This window comes from Mucilaginibacter gracilis (assembly GCF_003633615.1).
In the GTDB taxonomy this organism is placed as follows: Bacteria; Bacteroidota; Bacteroidia; order Sphingobacteriales; family Sphingobacteriaceae; genus Mucilaginibacter; species Mucilaginibacter gracilis.
Map to the genome: position 1 here is coordinate 4,282,442 of NZ_RBKU01000001.1, position 21,276 is coordinate 4,303,717.

Annotated in this window: 12 protein-coding genes; 7 read left to right on the forward strand and 5 right to left on the reverse strand. The window is 43.1% G+C overall.

From position 1 onward, the window contains the following. Nucleotides 1-36: 36 nt before the first annotated feature. From BDD43_RS19020 to BDD43_RS19040, 5 genes are all read right to left on the reverse strand, one after another. Nucleotides 37-2,010, reverse strand: coding sequence for a TlpA family protein disulfide reductase (locus BDD43_RS19020; RefSeq protein ID WP_121199159.1), 1,974 nt, complete (start codon nucleotides 2,008-2,010; stop codon nucleotides 37-39). Nucleotides 2,011-2,022: 12 nt separating this feature from the next. Next, the gene (locus BDD43_RS19025) at nucleotides 2,023-3,387 is read right to left on the reverse strand and encodes a RagB/SusD family nutrient uptake outer membrane protein (protein ID WP_121199160.1); all 1,365 of its coding nucleotides are present in this window, start codon (nucleotides 3,385-3,387) and stop codon (nucleotides 2,023-2,025) included. 6 nt (nucleotides 3,388-3,393) lie between these two features. Beyond that, nucleotides 3,394-6,915, reverse strand: coding sequence for a SusC/RagA family TonB-linked outer membrane protein (locus BDD43_RS19030; protein WP_162847119.1), 3,522 nt, complete (start codon nucleotides 6,913-6,915; stop codon nucleotides 3,394-3,396). A 243-nt stretch (nucleotides 6,916-7,158) separates the two neighbouring features. Then, the gene (locus BDD43_RS19035; RefSeq protein WP_121199162.1) at nucleotides 7,159-8,391 is read right to left on the reverse strand and encodes a FecR family protein; all 1,233 of its coding nucleotides are present in this window, start codon (nucleotides 8,389-8,391) and stop codon (nucleotides 7,159-7,161) included. A gap of 42 nt (nucleotides 8,392-8,433) precedes the next feature. After that, nucleotides 8,434-9,066, reverse strand: a complete 633-nt coding sequence (locus tag BDD43_RS19040) for an RNA polymerase sigma factor (protein WP_121199163.1) — start codon at nucleotides 9,064-9,066, stop codon at nucleotides 8,434-8,436. Nucleotides 9,067-9,459: 393 nt separating this feature from the next. Between BDD43_RS19040 and BDD43_RS19045 the strand changes: the two genes are divergently transcribed. The 7 genes from BDD43_RS19045 to BDD43_RS19075 all read left to right on the forward strand — a co-directional run bounded on the left by BDD43_RS19045 (nucleotide 9,460) and on the right by BDD43_RS19075 (nucleotide 21,269). Continuing rightward, nucleotides 9,460-9,774 (forward strand): rhodanese-like domain-containing protein, encoded by a 315-nt coding sequence (locus BDD43_RS19045; RefSeq protein WP_121199164.1) that lies wholly within the window; start codon nucleotides 9,460-9,462, stop codon nucleotides 9,772-9,774. Nucleotides 9,775-9,830: 56 nt separating this feature from the next. Beyond that, nucleotides 9,831-10,466: a Crp/Fnr family transcriptional regulator gene (locus tag BDD43_RS19050; RefSeq protein WP_121199165.1), complete on the forward strand. Its 636-nt coding sequence runs from the start codon at nucleotides 9,831-9,833 to the stop codon at nucleotides 10,464-10,466. Between the two features lie 537 nt (nucleotides 10,467-11,003). Then, nucleotides 11,004-14,255 carry a SusC/RagA family TonB-linked outer membrane protein gene (locus BDD43_RS19055; protein WP_246001669.1) on the forward strand — a complete coding sequence of 1,084 codons (3,252 nt, stop codon included), beginning with the start codon at nucleotides 11,004-11,006 and terminating at the stop codon, nucleotides 14,253-14,255. A 95-nt stretch (nucleotides 14,256-14,350) separates the two neighbouring features. Next, entirely contained in the window at nucleotides 14,351-16,261 is a 1,911-nt protein-coding gene (locus tag BDD43_RS19060) for a RagB/SusD family nutrient uptake outer membrane protein (RefSeq protein WP_121199166.1), read from the forward strand. A gap of 138 nt (nucleotides 16,262-16,399) precedes the next feature. Further along, the gene (locus BDD43_RS19065) at nucleotides 16,400-18,853 is read left to right on the forward strand and encodes a glycoside hydrolase family 2 TIM barrel-domain containing protein (RefSeq protein ID WP_121199167.1); all 2,454 of its coding nucleotides are present in this window, start codon (nucleotides 16,400-16,402) and stop codon (nucleotides 18,851-18,853) included. Nucleotides 18,854-18,860: 7 nt separating this feature from the next. Next, on the forward strand, nucleotides 18,861-20,045 hold the full coding sequence (locus BDD43_RS19070; protein WP_121199168.1) for an alginate lyase family protein: 1,185 nt from the start codon (nucleotides 18,861-18,863) through the stop codon (nucleotides 20,043-20,045). Nucleotides 20,046-20,060: 15 nt separating this feature from the next. Beyond that, on the forward strand, nucleotides 20,061-21,269 hold the full coding sequence (locus BDD43_RS19075) for a glycoside hydrolase family 88 protein (RefSeq protein WP_121199169.1): 1,209 nt from the start codon (nucleotides 20,061-20,063) through the stop codon (nucleotides 21,267-21,269). Nucleotides 21,270-21,276 lie beyond the last annotated feature (7 nt).

Here is a 21,276-nt window from a genome sequence, read left to right on the forward strand (position 1 = left end):
AATGATTACCGTTACAAGTATCTTTTTAAGTAACATCTATTTTTCTGATTTTAAAAGTTCAATGGCATAAGATAATTCGTCGGCCAGTTGGCTCGGGCTTCCCGAATAACCTTCGTTGGTGTACCTCATGATACCATCCTTGAGGATGATTTTACGCGGAATACCGGATGATTTGAAAAATTTGGCCAGCGGCGAAAAAACTTCATCCTGCGCGCCGGTTTCTTTATTAACACCATCAAACAGCACATTAAAGCGCCAGCCTTCGCGTTTAATAAAGTCTTTCACCTTTTGCTTATAATCTCCAAACTGCTGGGTTGATACAAAATAAAAATCAACCCGGGGGTCTTTGGCGTATTTGTCAACCAGCATCTGCATACCGGGGAAGGCGGCTATACAGGGCTTGCACCAGGTTGCCCAAAAATCAATAACCACAATTTTACCCTCCCAATCGCTGGAGCGTACCAGGTTGCCGTTCAAGTCTTCCAATGCAAAAGGCATAACATCCTGATTGAGGAGGTGCGCTTTTACCTCGGCTTTCAAACCGTTTATTTCATCTGCCGACTTTAATGACGCCAGATACTGCTCATAACCGGCTACGCCATTATGCTCGGCGGTATAAATATCCTTAATGCGGGTAAACATTTTAGGGGTAACTGCGTTACTCCGCACACTTTGTTCTAATATACCCTTAACGGCCTGGCTTTGCCCCAAGCGGTCAAGCAATTGCACGTGTATTTCGTTAGTTTCGGCATTGGCAAATTGGGCGCCTGGGGATAGCTTTTTAAAGTAATCCAGGGCAATTTGATTGTCATCAAGGCTGTAATGAATGTTAATCTGGGTACGGATACGGTCGTCCATTTGTTTAATGGCATTGGCGGCCGCGTCGGCAGGGGAATCAAAATCCTCCCGGTACGAATGGTCGTTAATTTTAGTTAGTAAATCCTCAGCCAGGCTATCCGCCAAAGGTTTAACTGCAGCTATCGATACTGTTTTCAGCATCAGCCCGCGGTCAATATTCCATCGGTAAATTTCATTTTCGGTTTTAAAATCCCAGGATTTCCTCTTCTTAATGATGTCATCGTATTTACCTTCCTGAAAATAAGCCGCCGCAAGGTTACGGTACACACTATAATAAATATAATTCTGGCGGGGGGCATTGTTCTTTTGCCCGCTTACCGGAAAATCGGCCAAAAACTTTTCGCTGTTCGCGATGATTTGCTGGTTATTTCCTATTTTCATGGCTTGCTTGTAGGCTTCCAACCTGGCAAGATCGCCTTGCGGCGCGCGCAGAATAATCTGTTTCCTCAACTCCGCCGCACGGGTTTCATCTTTAAGTTCAAACCCGTAAATCTGGTAAAGCTCCGTTGTGTCCTGGCCCGAAAGGCCGCCTCCTGTCCATAACTTCTCGAGCAAGGCCGGTGCTACCTGTTTAAACCGTGGCCCGTTAATTAGCCTTTGCAAAGCGATATAAGCGTGGGCGTACCGTGATGGAGAACTGCCTTTAATTTCTTGCTCTTCTTTTAAAAGCGTTTGTAGCGTATCTGCCGATGGCTTGTTGGGGAACTTGTTGAAATAACCGGCCGGCCCCCCGAGGCTGGCCGGCATGCGGAACAAGGCTTGCGCCAATGCTCCGCCCGGTAATTTTAAACCCTTTTTATCAGTTACCGGCCAGGCATATTCATTGGCATTGGTATCAAGGCTTGTTGCGAGGTCAAACTTTAACGCCACAAACGCCGACCTGCTATCCAGGTTAATTTTTGCCGTAAAATGGTTTCCGGCTTGGGCTTGCAGTGGTAGTGTATCTACACGCCATTGAAAGTTTGCAAACTGGTAAACAAAAACCCTTTTTATTTTTGTGGGGTCGATGTTCTCTTTACCCGGCGTATAAGCCACTTGTAAGGGCTTTCCCTGGATAGGTTTTTCGGGTTTCAGAATAACCTTTCCCGGCACCGTTTGAGCTTGGGCTGACGATGCCAGGATGGCCAGCACTATAAAAGTTTTTTTAAACATGTAAAATATTTATTACCGTGGGTTTTGTTCAAGTTCGGGGTTGAGCAGGATATATTTCTGGCCGATAGGGTACAAATAGCGGTTGCTGTTTGGCGCCAGAGTATAAGTAACGCCTTTCAATACCCGGGTTTTAGTTAACGCGAAGGCGGCATCATAATTCATGCGTTTCTGATCAAACCAGCGGTATCCTCTGCCTACAAACTCGCGTTTGCGTTCATCTATTACGGTACTAAGGGCCGTTGCTGCATCGGTGGTAGGCAAGTCGACATAATCGGCGTCTAAAAACCGTTTTTTACGCAAACTATTTACTATCAGCATAGCACCGGTTGCATCGCCCTGGCGGGCCAGGCACTCGGCTTTGGTGAGCATCACTTCGGGTACCGATGGGCCAGTTTGGATAATATTCTCGCCGCTAAGTTGATATCTCCAGTAACCACGGCCTGTAAATTTGGGATTAAAGCCACCGCTATTGCCGGCATTAGTGAAAAAAACATATCTCAAATCGCTGGTTCCAAGCAAGTTTAAAGCGTCGGCACTAATGGGGATACCGGTGTAGTAACCATTTACAATTTTAGATAGTATCACCTCCGGATCGGCAATCCTTTTAGGGATAGCACTACCCGAAGACGCACTGTAAGCCTTAAGATCAAGCAAGGTGCTTTGTATGCTCAGGGTACTATCGGCATATAGGCCGGCGCGTGTAAAATCGCGCATGTTAAGGTATGTTTTTGACAGGAGCGCGTAGCTTGCCGCCTTTGACGGCCTGATATTGGCATCAGGAAGCTTTGGGAGCCTGCTTACTGAGGTTACAAGGTCAGTCAATATCTGCGCGTAAACCGTGTTTACACTGGCCCTTTTTAAACTGGCATACAGGTTTGGCGTTGTTAATAATGGCACACCCAAATCGGTAGCTGCCGTAGTGGCATTGTATTGTTTGCCGTAAATGTTAACCAATATTAAATAACAGTTGGCGCGGTGTACCAGCGCTTCGGCGTACAGCTGCTGTTTTAAGGCGTCACTTCCATTCTTCGAGGTTAATACACCATCAATAACCGTATTACAGTTATAAATAATGTTATATAATTTATCCCAGTCGGTATCGCTCACTGTTTCGGATATGTAAGTATCCGCCCAGGTGTAAACGGCACCCCATATGGAGTTGATGTTGTTCTGCTGGTTAACATCCGAGTATTCCGTATCGTCGCCAGATATGATAGGGTAACCATAGCTGCCCTCAAAAACGTTGGCATTATCTAAAAGATAGCGGTAATCGGTGGTATAAGTAAGGGTACGTATACCAGGTTGAGTGATCTCGACATATTTGCGGCAGCTGCTCATGAGGATGAGCACCGCAAGTGTGAATATAGTTTTTTTCATGATGTTTTAAAATGAAGCGTTTACGCCAATTAAATAACTTAAAGCCGGAGGCAGGTTAGAGTAATTACCGGAGCTATTGGTATACAATGGGTCCAGATGGTCTTTATTGGCGCGCCAGATAATACCTAAGTTTTGGATATTGGCACTAAGCGACAAGCTCTTGAAAATACTCCTGGGTATATACTTTGCCGGCACGGTATAAGCTAAACTTACTTGTTGCAAGCGTAGATGGTCGCCCTTTTCTACAAGTAAGTCCGAGTTTTGATAACGGAATATACTGTTGTAGCTTGAATTGGTAATACCGGGTATGTTGGTAGTTGCCTCGTCCCCAGGTTTGCGCCAGCGGTAAGCTATGTCCTCAACTTTTCCGATAGAACCATAAAAAGTAGAGTTATTGGTTGCGTAATTGTTGGTTGTTACCGATGGTTTGGTGAATACACTGCCAAAGTAATAGGTTATTTGCGCCGTTGCAGAGAAAGGCCCATAATTAAACGTGTTAAAAAAGCCGCCGGTATAAGGCGCGTAGGTTACCCCGGCATATTTAAGATCGGCACGGGTAAAGTTTGATATTGATGTGGTACTGCTTACAATGTTGTTATTGCGGTCGTAAACTTGCGACTGGCCCTTGTTATCCAGGCCCGCCCATTTGTAAACAAATAAGGCGCCAACCGGCAAACCTTCTATATAGGTGCCTCCGGCAAGTATATTGGCCGTTTCGTTGATGTAATGGGCATCGGTAATTTTATTAGTGGCATAAGTGAAGTTAAAGGTTGAGCTCCATTTGAACTTCCGCATCCGGATCACATCACCTGTTAAACCCAAATCAATGCCGTGGCCAGCCATGGTTGCCGTGTTAAACGTTAGGTAAGACCAGCCGTAGGTTGGGTTATACACCTGATTAACCGGTATATCCACAGTTTTTTTAGTGTAAATATCAAAGCTCCCGATTAACCGGTTTTTGAACAAGCCGAAATCGGTACCGAAATTGATTTGGCGGGTGGTTGACCAGCGCAACGTACTATTTGCGGGGGTACCTATAGTGGCTGTTGTTAAACCGGTGCGGCTATCTGATTGGCTGCTCACGGAAAGTACGGTAATGTTGCTTCCTACTGTAGGTACTGTTCCGGCGGTGCCCACAGTTAATCTGACAGCGAGTTTTGACAACCAACTTACCTTGCTAAAAAAATCCTCTTTAGTGGCATTCCAACGGAAACCGGCAGACCAGAATGGTTTGGCCCTCACAGATGGGTCAATACCCACCATAGTAGCGTCATCAAACCTTACGCTACCTGTGGCAAAATATTTATCCAGAAAGCTATAGCCAGCGTTAGCATAATAAGAAAGATACCTGCGCCTGGTGGCAGAAATACCACTTAGGTTATTGCTCAACGTTGTTGAATAGCCGTAAAAGGTAGGGATGGAAGCGTTGGGACTGAATACACCGATAGAATTGGAATCCTGGTTATAGCCGTAACGGGTTGAGGTGGTGGTAGAGGTACCGGTTTCCCTGATCTCGGTACCGGCTAAAGCAGTTACCTGGTGACCCTCTTTCCACGAATGATCGAAATTTAATTGCCCGCGCACATCAGTATCGTAAGCAGTAGGGTTTTCTTCGTAATAAGTGCCCCCATAAGGTATCCCGTACGAAAGTTTACCATTGTTTACCACAGTATACGTATTCAATTGGATGCGGTTGGCATAACTATTCAGTTCGTTAATAGTAACGTTACTGCCAAATTGCCGCTGGCTCATAAAGGATACATCGGCATTTAAGTCTCTGGTTATTTTACCGTTGATGCCTGCAGAGAGCCTGATTGAATTTGTTTTGGAAACTGTATTTGAATAATTTAATTCGTCAATAGCATTATAACCGAAGGGAAGGTACCCTTGCGATACCAGCCCATCGCCAATAGATTGCCTGAAGATGATGGTGCGTTGAATATGGTTGCCGTTATCATCAACAAGGTTATCATATGGCCGCAATGATGTTGTTGTGGTTGAAAGCGCATCTACCGCGGCGCCGTTATATGTACTATTGGAGTAACGGTAATTAAGCCCGGTTCTGATAGTCAATGTTTTATTAAACACATCGGATGAGGTGTTTGAATTCAGGATCATATTTTCAGCCCAGTTTCCTTTGTAAAAAGGCTGGTCTTTGGTGTAGTTTCCAGAAACACTGTAAATCGTATTATCGGCTCCGCCAGATACAGAAATATTGGCCTGGTTGCTCACCGCATTTTGCAACAGATATTTATTGATCTGTTCGAGCGAACTATGCGTGCTCAATTCGGCCAAGGCCGCATCGCGCTGGCCTGCTGTGGCCGTTCCGCGTTTTACGCGGTACATCCATTCGGTAGCGTCGCTATTGTTAGCAGTGTACATGGCACTACCCGAAGAAACTGACGCCGGATCGGTAAGCATTCCCCTGTTCACCAAATCCTGTTCCATATCAATGTACTGGGCACTGTTCATCCACTTCAGGTTATTGAAGTTTGGCCGCTGCGAAACGCCCAAAGTGTAATTGGCATTAATAACAGGCAAGCCTTTTTTACCCTTGCGGGTTTCAATCACGATAACGCCATTGGCACCGCGCGAACCCCAGATAGATGTTGCAGACGCATCTTTCAATACCGTAATTTGCTCAATATCGTCGGGATTTAAGTTGCCTATTACAGCATTGCCGGTTACGTTGCCGGTTAAATTGGTTAGCCGGGGCTGGTCGCTGGGGCTGATGAGCGGGAAGCCGTCTACCACGATGAGTACTGCGCTGTTTTCGCTATAATCGTTTATGCCACGTACCTGTAGGTAGTTACTGCGTACGTCAAAATTAACACCAGGCAACTTGCCTTCCAGCCTCGACATTAAGTTAACGGCGGGCATGGCTTGTATTTCATCATGCGAAATGGAAGAGTAGGCACCCGCGGCACGCTCTTTTGATATTTTATGATACCCATCATAAACCACACTTACCTCGTTAAGGCGAGTCATGGCGGGCTTTAATACAATGCGCAAAGGGCTTTTAGCATCGCGGTTGATGTAAGTTTCCTGGCGCTGATAACCTACGTAGGTAGTTACCAATACCATCCCGGCGGGTGGTATATCCAGGGCAGTAAATTCGCCGTTATTATCGGCCACATAAGTTGTTTTTGTGCCTTTTACTGTTACAATGGCCCCGGGTAGGGTGCTTCCAAGGCTATCGGTAACTGTACACCTTACATCAACCGAAGCCGAAAAAACGTTTTTTATTTTATCGAACAGCCGGATCTCCTTAATTACTATTTTTTTATTCTCTAAGGTATACGTGAGCTGCTGCCCGGCCAGCGAACTTTGAAGCGCCTCGTCAAGGGTAGCGTTAACCAAATCTACGGTAACGGGTTTGGCCTTTAAAACAAGGTCAAGGTCAAAAAGAATATCGTAGCCGCTTTGCTGGCGGATATCTTTTAAAACGCTTTCTAACGGAGCGTTACGCTTACTGATGGATATGCGCTGCGCCAGAGTGGCAGCACTAACCTGCATTAGCGTTAACATGAAGATTAAGGTTGCCCATCGCATAATACGTAGGAGTTTAATGACGTACGGGTAAGGCACGACGCGTTGAATAGTATAAATTTTATACATTTGTAATGTTTGGTAATGCAAATCGCGGTTGTTTCGAAGCGCGTGCGATTTACAGGTTAACTATTAATGAAAATTATTTAGGATTTGCCAAACTTTAAGGCCAGGAGTGTTTAATCACTTTTGGCTTTTTTTGTTATGGCTAGAGGGCAAGTACTACTCTGTAACCATAATCCTCCTTCCTGTAATAATAAAATGAACTTTTCCGGTGCCTTCCATCATGTCGAGCACTTCAGAAATGTTTTTCTTTCGCGAAATCCAGCCTCCAAGCATCAGCTGTTTTGGTGCCGATTCTGCGTAATCAATATCTACGTCATACCAGCGTGCAACCTTGCGCAGGGCACTCCTGATATCTTCCCTAAATACAAAATCATCGTTTTTCCAGGCTATAGCTGCTTCAATATCGGCCTGGCCTACATTAAACTTACCGTTTCCTGAACTCAACTCCTGGCCCGGGCTGAGCAGTGCTTCGCGGCCGCCTGTTATATTGGCGTTTGAAACTTTAATGCTACCCTCGAGCAAAGTAGTTTTGCTAAGAGGCTCGTCATCATAACAATTAACATTAAAATGCGTACCTAATACCTCAATCTTTTGCGTTTTATTGGGGTTGGTAGCCGATGTTGTTTGCACAATAAAAGGTACCCTTTTGTTGGTTCCCTTTAAGGTAACATGGGCAACTTCAAAATAAGCTTCGCCGGTTAACTCAACCTCCCTTGTTTTCTCATCAAAAACAGAAGGGTAACGTAATGATGATACCGAGTTTAGCCATACTTTGGTACCATCGGGCAGAACGATCATGTACCGGCCTTTTACAGGTGTTTGGATGGTATTGATATCAGGTGCGTTTCCCTGGCCGTTAAGGTTTTCGGCAGGCTGATAAATAACCTGGCCATCGGCCATTTTAGATATCTGAGTTCCGTTTTGTACGGCTAATGTTCCGTTTTGGGCATTGGTAAGGTCAATCTTTGTTCCGTTAGCTAAAATGAGTATGGCTTTATTGCCACCAGGTTTAACATCGTTGGATTTGTTGATGGAATAAGCTATGGACTTGTTATTTTTTGAAATATAGAGATAAAGCCCGGTAGATAACACTACTAATAAGGAGGCTGCAACGGATAGCCGTTTAAACAAGGGCCTAACTTTACCGGTAATTTTTGTTTGCGCAGATATATTTTGTTGCAGCAATTTAAAACCTGCTTCTGCTTGCTGTTTCCGGGTTTCTTCGGTTAATAATATTACCAATACTTTAAGCTCCTGAATAGCTTTCTCATCTTCAGGATGCTCCAATAGCTGGTTTTGCCAATACTCCGTATCGTTTTGATTACTACCATTGCAATAATTTAAAAAGCTTTGGTCTTCCAGCAGGTATAAAAAATCTTTTGTATGCATTTTTATTGTGTACTAAACAATAGAGTGGCATCGGTTTGATTTTTACCAGAGATTTTTGAAAAAAAATAAAAAAAAGATGATACTTAATGATAAAAGACCTGAAATTAAGACCTTTTCTTTACTTAAATTAGCTTTTAAAGTATTTATAGCGTGAAATATGGTGTTGTAAGCGGTTCTAACGGATACATTATTAGTTGTTGAGATTTCATTGTATGATAATCCGAGGTAAAATTTCTGGTAAATCATTAATCTTTGCTTTGGCGGCAGCCGTTCTACGTAACTTTTAATGGTTTCGGCTACGCTTTCTTGCACGTTAGCCGTAATATGCTCGTATTCGGCAGACGGAACTGTAAGCAGTTCTGATATTTCCATAATATCAATCACATCTTCTTTCCCCGGCCCCCTTTTGCTCAATAGTTTATTGATGAAAAATGTAACCAGGTAATTGTGATGATTTCTTACAACGCGTAATTTCTCGGAATTTCCCCAGATATACAGAAAAAGATCACTTATCGCATCTTCGATGATAGGAGGGGCGAACCCCTTTTTTTTTCCTAAAAAATGAAAATAATGATAATAGCCAATATAAAGATCATGAAATGCTTTAGAATCTTTATTTGTAATAAATTGTTCCCATTCTGGCAATAAGTCTTTTCCTTTTTTATCATTTGCCATTAACAAATTTATCAATTGTAATTTACATTACATTAATGTTTCATTAATATGTATAACAGTTTTACTAATTTAACTTAATTGATAATTAGCGGTAACGGGCTTGTATGGCGGCTTTACCGGTGGCCGGCATGCAATACCTGCATTTTTAAGCGTACCAATGCGTAATTTGAATGCACCAGGTGTAAAAGAAAAGATAGGTTGAAAATTAATCCCAGGCAATAAATTTAACGCACTATATTTTGCCACTGACCTTAAAAGCGGCAGATGTTAAAAATTGAATGTAACATTTGTAACCGTCGCAAAAGCTTATTCCGAAGACCTTTATGCTATTATTTAATACAGCCATTAGCAAAATGGGAACGACATCTGTTAAACTCTTAAAAAAAATAAACCATGAATATATTTAAGCAATTATTCGGTGCATCGGATGAGCCTGATCTGCAAACTATTATCAAAGAAGGTGCTTTTTTGGTAGATGTGCGTAACCCCTCAGAATTTGCGGGAGGCCATGTTAAGGGTTCGGTAAACATCCCCTTGGACCAGATAGTAACACAGTTATCAAAATTTAAGAACAAAAAAAACATTGTGGTTTTTTGCCAAAGCGGCGGACGCAGTATGATGGCCAAATCAATTTTAACCAAAAGCGGAATTGATAACGTTATTAACGGGAAAACCTGGGAACAGGTTAACCGGTTTGTGAACCAATAACCGGAGCGCTGAACCAACCTGGCCGCTAAGTATGAAAATACTGTTAACTTAGCCCTATGGATGTCTTACAAGGATTTGGAGCAACTTTTGAGCCTGCTTTGATTGTAGAAATTAACGAGTTTGGTGAATTACGGTCTTTTAAAGACGGGGATATTATTATGGATTATGGAAAGTATATCCGTATGATGCCCCTGGTATTGAAAGGTACTTTAAAAGTGCTAAAAAAAGACGACAATGGTAATGAGATTTTACTGTACTACTTGTCTAGCAGTGAAACCTGCTCCATGGCTTACAGTTGTTGCCTGGAGGAAAAGAAAAGCGAAGTTAAAGCCACAGCCGAAGGCGACCTTACCATTGTTGCCATACCGCATAATAAACTGGATGAATGGTTATGCAAATATCCGAGCTGGAAAAACTACATTATGCGTAGTTTTAACGAGCGTTTTTCTGAAATGCTAAAGTCCATCGAAAGCATTGCGTTTTATAAGTTGGATGACAGGCTCATCGCTTATTTGAAAGAAAAGCAACGGCTTTCGGGTTCAAGCGTTATCAAAGCATCACATTACCAGATCGCGGATGAACTGGCTACTTCGAGAGTAGTAATATCACGTTTGCTCAAAATATTAGAGAACAACGGAAAGATTTTATTATATCGCAATGAGATCAAGCTGCTCAACAGCTTTGATATGTAGTGTGTTTTTTTTAATCTGTTTAAAAAACGGCGGAATGGCCGTTGTTTTTTTCTGCTGCAATAGCTTTATTACATAATGCGCCAGCTTACCAAATGTGTAAGGCTGCAATTAATAGATATGCTGTAATGTTAAGTTAAACGCTTGCAGAAAGAAACAGAAGTGTAACCCCATTGCACCCTGGATGGGTATCGCCGCCCATTCTGGTCTATACCCATCCTGTTACCACAAAAAAGTATGTTAAACTAACATGTAAAAGGCGTGCTAATACACCTTTAAAACACAAAAAATGAGCAAAAAAACTTTGCTTTCTACTCCCTTTTTTATCCTCTAATTATAAAGTACTTTTTAGGTACCTAGGTCAATATAACTGAATAGTCGGTCAATATAAATAGATGTTGAGCTATCTTTTTTCAAGACATTTGAAAAATAAACTTAAATGAAGTTTGGTGTTCGTAATAAATTGCGAACATACCCGCCTGCTTCGTTGCTCTGAGATAAACCATTTATAACACCATACTAACCTAATTTATCTAAATTATGCTCAAATTATTTACAAAATTTTTAATGAGGCATGGCAAAACTTCAACCAGGTATTTGCTTATGCTGATGGCGCTTGTTTTAATTGATAACTCAAAAACACTAGCCCAGGCAAAGCCTATCAAAATTACAGGCACCGTAACCGACAGCCACGGCGAAACGGTGATTGGTGCAACGGTAAAAGTAAAAGGAACAACCAATGCAACCGTTACCGATGTTAAAGGTAAGTATACCATAAACGTTGCAGACAGCCGCTCGGTATTAGTTTTTAGTTTTATAGGTTATATTGCTCAGGAAATAACTGTAGGTACACAAACCGTAATAAATGCCAGGTTCAATGATAACTCTACAAGCTTAAACGAGGTTGTGGTTGTAGGCTATGGCCAGGTTAACCGTCGTGATCTCACAGGCTCTGTAAGCTCGGTAAATGTAACCGACCTGAATAAAGCACCTGTGAAATCGTTCGACGATGCTTTGGCCGGCAGGGTTGCTGGCGTTCAGGTTACTTCGCCCGATGGGCAGCCTGGAGCTTCGCCGGCAATTATTATACGGGGCGGTAATTCGGTAACACAAGATAACTCACCCTTGTATGTTATTGACGGTTTCCCGATAGAAAATTACAACAATAACTCCATCAGTCCCTCAGATATCGAATCGATCGATATTCTAAAAGACGCATCTTCAACGGCTATCTACGGTGCACGCGGAGCAAATGGCGTTATTATAATTACCACAAAAAAAGGAAAAACCGGGCCACCTGTTATCACTTATGATAACTACTATGGTGTTCAATCGAATATCAACAGGCAAAACGTGATGGATCCGTACAATTACGTGAAATATGTTTTAGAAACAGATTCGGTATTGGCCACAAATTTGACACAGGATTACACTTTCTATAACATCCAAAATGCAACCTACAATCCAACCGGAACATTATCATTAAATGATTATTTAAATCAACCCGCAATTGATTGGCAGTCGCAAGTGTTCCGTAAAGCTGCTATGCAAAGTCATGTTGTAGCACTAAGAGGTGGAACAAAAGATACCAAGTATACCGTTACCGGCTCTTACCTGGGCCAGGATGGTACCGTTATAGGTTCGGGGTTTAAACGTTATCAGGGCCGCGTAACGCTTGATCAAAATATAAACGAAAAGTTTAAAGTAGGTTTAAATACCAATTATAGTTACATAGTAACCAATGGCAACCAGGTTGGAGGTACTTTTACAACAGCCGATCCGCTGCTTATTAGTACCTGGAGATACCGCCCCGTTGTACCTCCGGGAACAGACCCGAATGCTATTTTAACACAGGCACAAGACGGTGCTGTTATAACCTCAACCAATTACGAGTGGAACCCTGTTTTAACGGCCACCAACGAAATCAGGAACCGGTCAACTAACTTATTAACAGCAAACACCTATCTGGATTATAACTTTATTCCCGAATTAAGGCTGCGGGTTTCGGGCGGCTTAAATTCAAGTATGCTGGAGTACGATCAGTTTAACACGTCACAATCACGTCTGGGGAGTCCTGCTAGTACGCTAGGGAGCGGCGGGCCTAACGGCTCGGTGAGCAATTATTCTATCGTTAATTTGCTGAACGAAAATACACTTACGTATACCAAGGTTTTTGCCCGAAAAAACAATGTAAATGCATTGGTTGGTTTTTCGATGGGTAAAAACATCACCTCGTCAAACTCTTTTTCGGCACTTGGCGTTCCTAACGAAAGTTTAGGGGTTAGTGGCCTGGCACAAGGTACACCCGGAACCATTACAACTAACAAATCCAGCAACACGCTGGCATCATTTTTAGCGCGGATAAATTATAGCTACGATTCGAGGTATTTGGCTACGGCAAGCTTTAGGGCCGATGGTTCTTCAAAATTTATTGGCGATAATATATGGGGCTATTTTCCATCCGGATCGTTGGCATGGCATCTTAGTCAGGAGAGTTTCCTTAAGAAGAATAAAATAATATCGGATGCTAAAGTACGCTCAAGCTATGGCATTACCGGTAACAATAGGGTTTCGGATACGGCGCCATATGGCCTTTTGGGTGTGGGCTCAATATCTGGCGGCGTTGCCGGTGCTTACGCTGCAAACAATACATTAATAAACGGAGCCTATCCGTTAAACCTTGCTAATCCTAATTTGAAATGGGAAAGCACCGCCGAAACCGATTTTGGTTTAGATATTGGCTTTTTAAACCAGCGCATTACGCTAACTGCCGATGTATACAATAAAACAACCACCGATTTGTTGTTAAACGCTTCTTTACCAGGTTCGTCAGGGTATTTAAGTACTTATGAGAACATTGGGTCGGTGCAAAACAGAGGGCTTGAGTTTGCTATAACAACCGTGAACGTTAGCACAAAAAATATTACATGGAGCAGCTCCTTCAATATTTCTTTTAACCGCAATAAAGTTTTATCGCTCACATCGGGCCAAACGTACTTAAATACCATTGTTAAATGGGAATCGGGCAATACCATAGCCGCCAGCCCTGGCTTTGTTGCCCGCGTGGGGCAGCCTATAGGCATGTTTTATGGTTTGACATCGGATGGTGTTTATCAAACATCTGATTTTGCTTCAACTGGCACAAATAATGTATTAAATGCCGGCGTACCTTATTATGGTACGGTAAACAAAACCGTTCAGCCGGGTTCATGGAAATATAAAGACTTGAATGGCGACGGTATTATAGACGTTAACGATGCCACAACCATAGGCAACCCCAATCCTAAATTTACGGGCGGTTTCTCTAACAATGTTTCTTACAAAGGTTTCGATTTAAACGTATTCTTTCAATTTAGTTACGGCAGCCAGATCATGAATGTTAACCGCATATTGATGGAAGGCGGAGGTGGTATTTCCAACGTGCAGGGCGCAAACCAGTTTGCCACTTACGCCGACCGCTGGACCACGACCAACCCGAGCAACCTTTACGCCCGCGCCGGCACTGGTGGTACCCAGCCCGCTTTTTATTCGTCAAGGGATGTGGAGGACGGTTCTTTCCTACGACTCAAAACAGTTAATTTGGGTTACCGGTTTAACTCGGATTTTATTAAAAAAGCCGGAATGTCAAGTTTACGCTTGTACTTATCGGCTCAAAACCTATATACCTGGACTAAATACTCTGGTTTAGACCCCGAAGTGAGCTCTTTTTCATCGGCATTAACACCCGGTGTAGATTATTCGGCCTACCCGAGAGCTAAAGTTGTTACCCTCGGTTTAAACTTATCCTTATAAACTTATAAAGCATAGTATTCGCTAAACAACATTCATCATCATTTTTCAAAAAAGCAACTTGAAAACAGTGATCTGTTAAAGCAAAAAATAAAATCATGAAAAAGAAAATATTGTTTCTCATAATTATTTTTACCGGGAGTGCTTTCACTTCGTGTAAAAAGTTTTTAACCGTTCTTCCGCAAGATTCGGTTTCACCTACAACCTATTACAGCACACCTGCGCAACTTACTTCGGCGTTGATGGATGTGTATTCGGAATTGGGTAATACGGATGAATCTACCTATTCGCGATTTTTATCATTGGAAGCCGGTACTTCTACCGATGATATTTATGCGCGCAGCTCGGCAAACGTATCGGCAGCGTGTTATAATGCAAGCTCGTCTTACGCCAATTTTACTAATTGCTGGAACGATATGTATACCGGTATAGAACGGGCTAATTTGTTATTGGCCACCTTACCAAATTCGCCGGTGGCAACAGCAACAAAAAACGAAATTATGGGTGAGGCTTTGTTTTTAAGAGCTTACTATTATTTTATTTTGGTAAGCTACTGGGGTAGTGTACCCTTAAAGCTTGTACCAACCGCCGGCCCTACCGATATAAACTTTCCACGCGTTCCAAAAGCACAGATATACAATAAAATTATTACCGACATGACTACCGCCGAAGGTTTGGTTAACTCATCGGCAGTGTGGGGCACTACCGGGCGTGTATCAACAGATTGCGTTGATGGTATACTTGCCAGGGTTTATTTAAGTGCGGCGGGCCGCTTAGGTAATCCAGCGTATTTTGTACAAGCCAAAAATTATGCACAAAAAGTTATAAGCGGCGGCATGCACAGCTTAAATGCCGACTATACAAAAATATTTATTAACGAAAGTGCTAAGGTTGAAGATACCCAGGAGTGTATTTGGGAAGTTGAGTTTTACAGCACCAACCCGGAGGTAAACTTTAATTATGAGCGTTTTGGCTCTACAATAGGTATCAATAATACCAATACGCAAGCTGGTTTTATGCAAGGTTTGTATGAGGGCACCGGTACCTATTACAACTCGTTTGGCAAAGGCGATTTGCGTAGGGATTGGACTTTAGCACCTTTTTACTATACCGGGCAGGTAATTACCGGTGCCCCGATTACTATAGCGGCAACTGCTGTTTGGGGCCGGTCTATGGCTAAATGGCGCAGGCAATATGAAACAGCGTCCAGCTATGGCGTTAAAAACTTTGGTGGTACAAACTACCCGCTGCTTAGGTACTCAGACGTGCTGTTAATGGCTGCCGAAGCTGACAATGAAATAAATGGCCCCAATGCTACTAATATAGGGTACATTAATATGGTTAGAGAGCGGGGGTATGGTATTAACCTTAACGGTGTATATGTAAGTTCAACAACCATTACTAATGCTGGTACAGGCTATACTGTTGCGCCAACTGTTACTTTTACTGGTGGCGGCGGTACACGCACTGCGGTGGGTACGGCTACAATTTCGGGCGGTAAGGTTACCGCGATAATCATTACCGACGGCGGAGCCGGTTACACATCCTCACCTACAGTTACATTTAGCGCGCCAACAACAGGTACTACTGCCACAGCAACGGCTACTTTGTTTAACTATACCACACAATGCGATTTACCTGTAGCTGCCAACTGGAACCAGGCTACACTTAGGCAGGAGATTATGCTTGAGCGTTCTTTAGAATTGGGTGGCGAAGGCCTGCGCAAAATGGACCTTTATCGTTGGGGTACTTTTTATACTGTTGAAAAAAATATGTATACCTATATTACAGCAGGACAAGCTGCATACAGCATCGGGCCGCTGTTGTTCCCGGCAACACCTTTGGCGCCTACATCATCGGCCACATCAACCTATGGCTATACGGGCCAGGTAAGTGCCTCAACACCGTACAATAATGTATCGATGCGCGATACTTGTTTCCCGATACCGATTTCAGAATTACAACTTAATCCTGGTATTCCTACAGCTTCGCAAAACACGGGCTGGTAAAGTGCGCTTCTTAAAAAAACAGTTATAAACCCTGATTAATTTAAAAATGAAAAGCCCGGCCCCATAAGCAATTGCGAACCTTAGGGGCCAGGGTTTGCCATTGCGAAAACAAAACATCTAAGAAAAAAAAGCTTACAGTTGAAAAAAATTAAGTTAGGTTTAATATTAATATTGTTATCAGTTTACGGGTATGGCCAGCAAACAAGCCGTATCAACAATAACTGGCAGTTTTTAAAACAGGATATTGGCGGAATTTGGGAAGCTGTTAGGCCGGTTACTGCTGGTAACCCCGAGAGCGTGCCGGTTTGGAGCCAGGTAAGCCTGCCGCACTGTTTTAATAGCCGCGATGCTGTTGACCCAACCGGCAATTATTATCAGGGCCCTGGCTGGTACCGCACGCAGATAGATGTGCAAAACCCCTACACCTATGGGCGTACTTTACTTCATTTTGAAGGGGCCGGGCAAAAAACAGATGTGTACTTGTATACTACTAAAGTAGGATCGCATTTGGGCGGGTATGATGAATGGACGGTAGATATTACAAAGGCGGCAGAAGATTTTAAAAAAACGGCTGTTTGTAAAAAACAGTTTGGCGGTAAAGTACCCATCAGTATTAGGTGTGATAACTCTCGCGATCTGGAAAGTATCCCCTCGCGCTTGTCGGACTTTTGTGTGTATGGCGGCATATACAGGTACCTGAACCTGGTTTATGCACCCTCCTTGTCAATCGATAAAGTCTTTGCTTCTGCCAGCGTCGATCTTCAAAAAAAAGCGGGCCTGGTTAACGTCAGGCTACGATTTTATAATCCCGGTAAGGATTCTTTGGCTACTGTAAAGAGCAGCCTTTTCGATCCGGCAGGCCGCGTAGTAGATTCGTCGCAAATTAAATTAAAAGGACTGAAAGGCGATATTGCGGTTAGTTCGTTCAGCGTTCAAAACCCCTCGTTATGGTCGCCCAATAATCCTGCGCTATACACCTTAAAGGTAAGCGTTATTGGCAAAACAGGTGCCGTTATGCAGACGGAAAAAGTTGGATTCCGTAATTTTGAATTTGTAGATTATGGCCCTTTTAAGCTAAACGGGCAGCGATTATTACTTAAAGGAACGCACCGGCATGATGACCAGGCCGGTGTTGCCGCCGCTGTTACTGAAGATATGATGCGCAAGGAGATGTTGATGATTAAAGACATGGGGGCAAACTTTATACGGTTGGGGCATTACCAGCAATCGCGCATCATATTAAACTTGTGCGATAGCCTTGGCATTCTGGTGTGGGAAGAGGAGCCCTGGTGCCGCGGTGGCCTTGGCGGCGATGTATATAAAAACCAGGCCCGCGGTATGCTAACCAATATGATAGAACAACATTACAACCATCCCGCGGTTATTATATGGGGACTTGGTAATGAGAACGATTGGGAAGGTGATTTTTCTGACTTTGATAAACAGGAGATCAGGACATTTATGGGCGAACAGAACGACCGCGCACACCGGCTGGATCCTTCACGTAAAACCGCCATCCGCCGATGCGATTTTTGTAAAGATATCGTAGATGTTTATTCACCTTCAATATGGGCAGGGTGGTACCGGGGTGCATATAAAGATTATAAGTATACTACAGAAACCGAGTTTAAATTGGTAAAGCATTTTCTGCATATTGAATGGGGCGGTGATAGCCAAGCCTTACGCAATTCGGAAGATCCGGAGGGTTTTTTAAATAATATTCCAACGGGCAAAGGGGCCGATGAGCGTTTGGGCGATGCCAATTTGCACGGTGGAAATGCGCGGGTATCGCGAGACGGCGATTGGAGCGAAAGTTATATATGTGATTTGTTTGACTGGACCCTGAAAGAGCAGGAAACGATGCCATGGTTAACAGGTACTGCTTTTTGGACATTTAAGGATTTTGCAACGCCTTTGCGCCCCGAAAACCCGGTTCCGTATGTTAACCAGAAAGGTGTGGTTGAGCATGATCTTACAAAGAAAGAATCATATTACGTATTTCAATCATACTGGGCCAATAAGCCAATGGTGCATATATACGGGCATAACTGGCCGGTACGTTGGGGCAAAGCGGGCGAATTGAAAATGGTTAAAGTATATTCAAATTGTACAGAGGCTGAGTTATTTGCTAATGGTAAAAGTTACGGCGTTAAAAAGCGAAACAGTGCCGATTTCCCGGCGGCGGGTTTTCATTGGGATGTTGTTTTTAAACCGGGCAGCAATCATTTAAAAGTAGTCGCCAAAAGCGGTGGTACTGTTTTGACCGACGAAATTGACCAGATGTATCAAACCGAAAAATGGTCGAAACCATCAAAAATAATTATCAAAAAAGTATCATTAGCCGAGGGAGTAGTTACTGTGCAGGTTAATCTTGTTGACGACCAGGGAATACAATGCCTCGACGCAAAAAATACAATCACGTTTTCGCTGGCCGGAGATGGAACTTTGCTGGATAATGTTGGTACAAGCAGAGGCTCCCGCGTTGTGCAGGCTTACAATGGGAGAGCCTTAATATCTGTAAAAACTAATAATGGCAGTAGCACAATTGGTGTAAGTTCGGCAGGTTTACCAACTGTTTTTTTAGCGCTATAAATAAGGTATGAGAAAACTAACATGTTTATGGTTTTTTGGTTTGGCAGTTTTGTTGCCCAATATTGCCTGGCAACAGCCCAAAAACGATAGTTTAACTATAAACGATGTTAAGGCGGTTTTAAACAAAAATGTTATGGCACAGGCCGAATGGGCAATGCGGCAGCAGCCAATTACCATTACGGCACAAAGCTCGGCACGTAGCGCGGGTGGCAAACACGATTTTTATTCGGAAGGGGATTATTGGTGGCCTGACCCCAAAGACCCCTCGGCCCCCTATATTCAAAAAGACGGATTAACCAATCCGGATAATTTTACCGCGCACCGTTTGGCCATGATCCGTTTTAGCCAAATTATAGGCGCGCTGGCATCAGCCTATAAACTTACCCACCAGGTTAAATACATTAAACAAGCAAGTTTACACCTGCGTGCATGGTTTGCCAACCCCGAAACGCTGATGAACCCCAATTTACAATACGCACAGGCTATAAAAGGCTTAACTACCGGCAGGGGAATTGGCATTATTGATACCATTCAGTTAATGGAGGTAGCACAGGGCGTTATGGCTATGGAAGGCGACCCGGCAATGGATAAAACATTAGTAGGGCAGGTACGTAACTGGTTTATACAATACCTTAGCTGGTTAACAACCAGTAAAAACGGACTAGAAGAAAAGGCTGCTAAAAACAACCACGGCACTTGTTGGACAATGCAGGTAGCCTGCTTTGCCCGTTTTACCAAAAACAAGGTGCTTACTGATACTTGTATCAATCGTTTTAAAAACATATTGCTGCCCAACCAAATGGCAGCAGACGGGAGCCTGCCACTGGAGCTAAAACGCACAAAGCCCTATGGTTATTCAATTTTCGATCTTGATGCACTGGCAACACTCTGCCAGATACTTTCAACGCCCGAAAACAATTTGTGGAATTTTTATACCCCGGATGGCAAAGGGATAAAAAAAGGAGTGGAATACCTATATCCCTATCTTTTTGATAAAAGTAAATGGCCCTTTCGGCACGATGTAATGTATTGGGATGAATGGCCCGTTGCGCAACCGTCACTGCTGTTCGGTGCGTTTGCGTATCTCAATAACCAGTGGTTTAGCACCTGGAAATCTCTCAACCATAATCCAACGGTTCCCGAAGTAATCAGGAACTTACCTGTAAGAAACCCATTGATCTGGCTAAATTAATAGCAATTAAAAAAAATGAATTTTAAAAACACGCTCGCTATTGCTTTTGTTTTAATATTAACCTGTACCGCGGTATCAGCTCAAAATTTAGTTGAAACAGGGTTTAAGAAAGCCGAAGCCCAAACAAATTTAATGCTGGCAGAGATAATTAAAGCGCGGCACCGGGATAGCACTGGAGTATCGCCGCGCACGCTATCTGATGGGCAACTTAAACTCGTTCCGTCAAAAGATTGGTGTAGTGGCTTTTTCCCCGGCGAACTATGGTTATTGTATCGGCATACAAACAATGCAAAGTGGCTAAAGTTAGCCGAAGCTTATACATTGCGTTTAGAAACCGAAAAAAATAATGGTACAACGCACGATATGGGCTTTAAAATTTATTGTAGCTTCGGTACCGGCTATGCAATTACCGCCAATAAGCACTATAAAACGGTAATTATTGAAGCTGCCAAAACGCTCGCAACACGGTACAGTGCTAAAGTAGACGCCATTAAATCATGGGATAAAAAGGAATGGAAATTCCCGGTAATTATTGATAACATGATGAACTTGGAATTGCTTTTTGAGGCATCAAAACTCTCTGGCGATTCTACTTTTTACAAAATTGCTGTAAGCCATGCAAACACCACCTTAAAAAATCACTTTCGCCCTAATTATAGTTCGTATCATTTGGTAAGTTATGACCCTGAAACAGGTGAGGTAATAAAAAAACAAACCCACCAGGGCTATGCCGATGAGTCGGCGTGGGCGCGGGGGCAAAGCTGGGCACTTTATGGTTACACCATGTGTTACCGTGAAACCGGTAATAAATTATACCTTCAACAGGCCGAGAATGTTGCGAAATATATTCTTCAGAACCCTAATCTCCCAAGCGATCTGGTTCCGTATTGGGATTATAACGCGCCAAACATACCAAACGAGCCTCGCGATGCTTCGGCGGCTGCAATAGTAGCATCGGCACTGTATGAACTGAGCGGCTACAGCCAGGCCAGAATAAAATATTTAAAAAAGGCAGATGCTATTATGGAAAGCTTAACGCAGAAATATATGGCCAATGCCGGGAGCAATAAGGGATTTGTTTTGTTGCACAGCACTGGATCTAAACCCGCGAACAGTGAAATAGACGTGCCCCTAAGCTACGCCGACTATTATTACATGGAAGCACTAACCCGTAAATATAATTTGGAAAAGGGCAAGCCAGCAATTGCTTTATCACCACGTTAAAAAAATA

What these genes read in the sequence shown, in the direction of transcription:
- BDD43_RS19030 (WP_162847119.1), bottom strand. Translation starts at nt 6,915, where the DNA reads ATGTTAACGCTAATGCAGGTTAGTGCTGCCACTCTGGCGCAGCGCATA.
- BDD43_RS19070 (WP_121199168.1), top strand. Translation starts at nt 18,861, where the DNA reads ATGAGAAAACTAACATGTTTATGGTTTTTTGGTTTGGCAGTTTTGTTG.
- BDD43_RS19060 (WP_121199166.1), top strand. Translation starts at nt 14,351, where the DNA reads ATGAAAAAGAAAATATTGTTTCTCATAATTATTTTTACCGGGAGTGCT.
- BDD43_RS19050 (WP_121199165.1), top strand. Translation starts at nt 9,831, where the DNA reads ATGGATGTCTTACAAGGATTTGGAGCAACTTTTGAGCCTGCTTTGATT.
- BDD43_RS19055 (WP_246001669.1), top strand. Translation starts at nt 11,004, where the DNA reads ATGCTCAAATTATTTACAAAATTTTTAATGAGGCATGGCAAAACTTCA.
- BDD43_RS19020 (WP_121199159.1), bottom strand. Translation starts at nt 2,010, where the DNA reads ATGTTTAAAAAAACTTTTATAGTGCTGGCCATCCTGGCATCGTCAGCC.
- BDD43_RS19025 (WP_121199160.1), bottom strand. Translation starts at nt 3,387, where the DNA reads ATGAAAAAAACTATATTCACACTTGCGGTGCTCATCCTCATGAGCAGC.
- BDD43_RS19040 (WP_121199163.1), bottom strand. Translation starts at nt 9,066, where the DNA reads ATGGCAAATGATAAAAAAGGAAAAGACTTATTGCCAGAATGGGAACAA.
- BDD43_RS19045 (WP_121199164.1), top strand. Translation starts at nt 9,460, where the DNA reads ATGAATATATTTAAGCAATTATTCGGTGCATCGGATGAGCCTGATCTG.
- BDD43_RS19035 (WP_121199162.1), bottom strand. Translation starts at nt 8,391, where the DNA reads ATGCATACAAAAGATTTTTTATACCTGCTGGAAGACCAAAGCTTTTTA.
- BDD43_RS19075 (WP_121199169.1), top strand. Translation starts at nt 20,061, where the DNA reads ATGAATTTTAAAAACACGCTCGCTATTGCTTTTGTTTTAATATTAACC.